At 61.5% G+C, this 4200-nt stretch carries 4 protein-coding genes and 1 pseudogene; 2 read left to right on the top strand and 3 right to left on the bottom strand.

Annotated elements, in window-relative coordinates:
* Positions 1–199: pseudogene (locus tag FEM54_RS26105) on the bottom strand (dimethylsulfone monooxygenase SfnG); the annotation flags it as partial.
* A gap of 266 nt (positions 200–465) precedes the next feature.
* Here FEM54_RS26105 and FEM54_RS26100 point away from each other — a divergent pair.
* Complete coding sequence (locus tag FEM54_RS26100; protein WP_138453614.1) at positions 466–1704, top strand: acyl-CoA dehydrogenase family protein; 1239 nt, start codon at positions 466–468, stop codon at positions 1702–1704.
* Between the two features lie 121 nt (positions 1705–1825).
* Here the strand turns inward: FEM54_RS26100 and FEM54_RS26095 are convergent, their stop codons facing one another.
* The gene (locus FEM54_RS26095) at positions 1826–2611 is read right to left on the bottom strand and encodes a sulfite exporter TauE/SafE family protein (protein ID WP_138453613.1); all 786 of its coding nucleotides are present in this window, start codon (positions 2609–2611) and stop codon (positions 1826–1828) included.
* A gap of 82 nt (positions 2612–2693) precedes the next feature.
* On the bottom strand, positions 2694–3473 hold the full coding sequence (locus FEM54_RS26090) for a class I SAM-dependent methyltransferase (RefSeq protein WP_138453612.1): 780 nt from the start codon (positions 3471–3473) through the stop codon (positions 2694–2696).
* Between the two features lie 135 nt (positions 3474–3608).
* Here FEM54_RS26090 and FEM54_RS26085 point away from each other — a divergent pair, with 135 nt between their 5' ends.
* Positions 3609–4130 (top strand): DUF3455 domain-containing protein, encoded by a 522-nt coding sequence (locus FEM54_RS26085; protein WP_017135037.1) that lies wholly within the window; start codon positions 3609–3611, stop codon positions 4128–4130.
* Positions 4131–4200: the final 70 nt, after the last annotated feature.

Genomic DNA, 4200 nt, shown 5'->3' with positions numbered 1-4200 from the left:
CATGCTGATTGTCGGCACCGTAGCCGGCGGTGAAGCGAATTTGCGTCAGGCCATATTCGAAGCCGGCCGCCTCGGCCAACTGCGCGAGCTTGCGGTTGTAGTCGATGCCCCAGTGCGTGCGCTGTTCGATCTTGCTGACCACCAGCCCACCGCTGACGTTGGGCACCCAATAGGCAAATTTCACGGCTTGCTGACTCATCTGGCAGTACCTCGCTGGAAAGGATGTAACCAGGCTTGAGCAGCAAGCGTGCCAGACATCATCAAAGCACCACCCCATGGGCGTTGCGGCGTATATCGCTGTGGTTTTTGCCAAGCCGGCGAATGTCGCGGATGGCCTTGTTTTGTCGATTTACTGTTGCTGGGGCAACAGCAGTTTGGATCCATCCCCAGTAAATACGGGCTGCGCCGCCCGGCACGGACTGTGCAATTAGCTCACCATTGATCACTGCCCAGGAGCCGTATCCCATGACCGAGCAACATGTCATCAACCCGCTGTCCATCGGCGTCGATTACCCCACACTTGCCGCGCGCTTTCGGCCGATCTTCCAGCGCATCGCCGAAGGTGCCGTGGCACGTGAACAAGCGCGCGCCCTGCCCTATGAGCCGATTGAGTGGCTCAAACACGCAGGGTTCGGCGCGGTGCGGGTGCCGGTGGAATACGGCGGTGGCGGCGCGTCCCTGCCGCAATTGTTTGAGCTGCTGATCGAACTGGCGGCGGCCGACTCCAATGTGCCCCAGGCACTGCGCGGGCACTTCGCCTTTGCCGAAGACCGCCTGAACGCGCCACCCAGCGCGGGGCGCGACCTGTGGTTCAAGCGGTTTGTCGACGGCGATATCGTCGGTTGCGCGTGGACCGAAATCGGCACTGTGGCCATCGGCGATGTGGTCACTCAGGTCAGCCCGGATGGCGATCACTGGAAGCTCAACGGCGAAAAGTTCTACAGCACCGGGAGCATTTTCTCCGACTGGATCGACGTGTACGCCCAGCGCAGCGACACCGGCGCCGACGTGATCGCCGCCACCCGCACGCACCAGCCCGGCGTGGTGCAACGTGATGACTGGGACGGGTTCGGCCAACGCACCACGGGCAGCGGCACCACACGGTTTACCGATGCGGTGGTTGAGGCCGACAACGTGATCGACTTCGCCACCCGCTTCAAATACCAGACCGCGTTTTACCAGTTGGTGCTGCTGGCGAGCCTGGCCGGTATTGGCCGTGCGGCGCTCAACGACGTGGCGCAGCAGGTGCGCAGCCGCAAACGCATCTACAGCCATGGCAATGCCGCACATGTCAGCCAGGACCCGCAGGTTCAGCAAGTGGTGGGCGAAGTGGCCGCGCTGGTGTATGCCGCCGAGGCCAGTGCGTTGAAAGCTGCGGTGCCGGCGCAACGGGCTTACCTGGCAAGATTTGCCGGGGATGAGGTGGCTGAGCGTGAGGCAAACGTGGCTGCCGAGATTGAATCGGCGACAGCGCAGGTGGTGGTGTCGGAGTTGATTCAGCGGGCTACCAGTGAGCTGTTCAATGCGCTGGGGGCGTCGGATGTGCGCCAGGGTAAAGCGCTGGATCGCCATTGGCGCAATGCGCGGACCGTGTCGTCGCATAACCCGGTGATCTACAAGGCGCGGATCGTGGGGGATTGGGTGATCAATGGAACCGAGCCGCCGTTTGTGTGGCAGATCGGGAATGGGCCTGGCAAAGCGTAATTGATCGTTCCCACGCTCTGCGTGGGCATGCATCCTGTGACGCTCCGCGTCACGGCTTCAAGAGCGGGACGCAGAGCGTCGGCATTCCCACGCAGAGCGTGGGAACGATCCTGTGTACCACTCAGAACGCGAGCTTATACCCGATGCTCATCAACATAATCGCCAGACACGGTCGCAACACGCCGTCCGGGACTTTGCCGGTCATGTGGCTGCCCAGGTAAATCCCCGGCAACGACCCCATCAGCAAAAAGCCCAGCAAGTGCCAGTCCATATTGCCCATGCTGGCATGCCCCAGGCCCGCCACCAGGGTCAGCGGCACGGCGTGGGCAATCTCGGTGCCGACCAGACGCCGCGTGGCCAGGAACGGATACAAGATAAACAACGCCACAGTCCCGAGGGCACCCGCGCCGATAGAGGTCAACGCAACCATGGTGCCCAGGATCGCGCCGGTGACGACTGTGAGTGCGTTGAGGTTGCGCGGGCTCATGTGGTAATCATCGCCCGCATGCCGCTGGGCGAACGCCAACAGGCTTTTCTTGAACAGGATCGCCAGCGCCGTCAGCAGCAGCACAAAGCCCAGCGCCTGCTTGATCACCGCATTCATCGCGCTGGGATCAGTGTGCAGGCTGGCCAGGAACCACAGCGTCAAAAGCACCGCCGGCACGCTGCCCAAGGTCAGCCAGCCAGTGATGGTCCAGTCGATATTGCGGTTTTTGCTGTGTACCAGCACCCCACCGGATTTGGTGATGGCGGCGTATAACAAGTCAGTGCCCACGGCGGTGGCCGGGTTGATGCCGAACCACAACAGGATCGGCGTCATCAGGGACCCGCCGCCGACACCGGTCATGCCGACGATAAAACCAACGATCAGGCCAGCGACTACAAAACCAAAATTGCCCACATCCATTACAACTACCCGCGGCCTTATAAAATTCTGGCCGCAGGATAGCGATTTTTCTTATAACGACTTATATCAATATGATCTGACTTTATGCTTTTTCTGTCAGACGATGGCAGACATAGGCCTGGGTCTGATACGGAAACGCCACAGTGTCACGCCCGCGCAGCGCCGGGTGAGTGTTGATCAGCCCGCGTAATTGCTCGGTCACCGTGGCCTTTTGCGCGGCCGGTAGCGCCGCGATGAAGCTTACCGACAGGAAGCGATCCATGATCACTTCCCGAGGGCTGCCCACATGCTGATAGGCAAAACAGCTCATTTGCGGCGCGGAAAAATACCCACCGGTGAAGGCTTCGCGCCAATGCCCTGTATGAAAACGCGGCGTGTCGCCTTCATAGGGCGTAATGATTTCGGTGATGGCCGCAACCCAGTCCACCGACTCATCGCGCACATTCCACACCAGCCCCAGGCGCCCGTCAGGCTTGAGCACGCGGTGGATCTCTGCCAGTGCGGCCTCGGTTGCGAACCAGTGGAAGGCTTGCGCGCACACCAGCGCATCGGCGCTGGCCTCCGGCAAAGGGATAGCGTCAGCGGTGCCGCTGAGCAGGCGTACATCCGGCAACAGTTTGCTCAGTTGCGCGCCCATGGCCTCGACCGGCTCGACGGCAATCAGGCTGGGCGCCAGGGTGCTGAGCAAACGGGTGAACTTGCCGGTGCCGGCCCCCAGGTCGATCACGGTCGACTGTGCGTTGATACGCAGTGTATCGGTCAGCCAGCCGGTGAGTTGGCGTGGGTAGTCCGGTCGACCTTGGGCGTAGGTGGCGGCCTGGGTCGAGAAACCTTGTTGAGCAGACGTGTGAACACCAGTCATTGCGAGGTTCTCCTCGGGGTCGGGCGCACAGTGTGCGCCCTCTAAGGTTTATTTTCTAACCCGTGCATCCAATCGTGCGCCTCGCGTGTAGTCCTTGCAGTCACCCCGCTGTTTTACTCAAATGGAGCACTACCCATGAACGCTAAAACACTGTTCTGCCTTGCGGCTGCACTCACCGTCGCGCCTGCGGCTTTCGCCCAGACCGGCTTGCCGGACAGCATCAAGGTGCCGGACGGGCACAAGATTGCGATGGAAACCACCGGGGTCGGCGAAATCACCTACGAATGCCGCGACAAAGCCAACGCCGTCGGCCAGACCGAATGGTTCTTTGTCGGCCCCAAAGCCGTGTTGAATGATCGCAGCGGCAAGCCGGTGGGCAACTACTTCGGCCCGCCCGCCACCTGGCAGGCCCAGGATGGCTCGAAAATCACCGGCACCCAACTGGCGGTAGCGCCTTCGAGTGCAGGCAACCTGCCCTATCAACTGGTCAAGGCCAACCCGGCCGAAGGTAAAGGTGCCATGAGTGGCGTCAGTTACATCCAGCGTGTCGCCCTTAAAGGCGGCGTGGCGCCGAGCAGCGAATGCACGGCGGCGAACAAAGGCCAGCAGGCCGTGGTGAAGTACCAGGCCGACTACATTTTCTGGGCAGCCAACTGAGTAAACTCGGCTACGCTGCCTGTGGCGAGCGCGCTCGCCACAGGACTCAGCCCTTGAAGGATGCCGCGTT

The sequence above is a fragment of the Pseudomonas edaphica genome, from assembly GCF_005863185.1.
Taxonomy (GTDB): domain Bacteria; phylum Pseudomonadota; class Gammaproteobacteria; order Pseudomonadales; family Pseudomonadaceae; genus Aquipseudomonas; species Aquipseudomonas edaphica.
The sequence above is the reverse complement of the archived record's forward strand: the minus strand, read 5'-3'. Positions and strand labels throughout refer to the sequence as shown.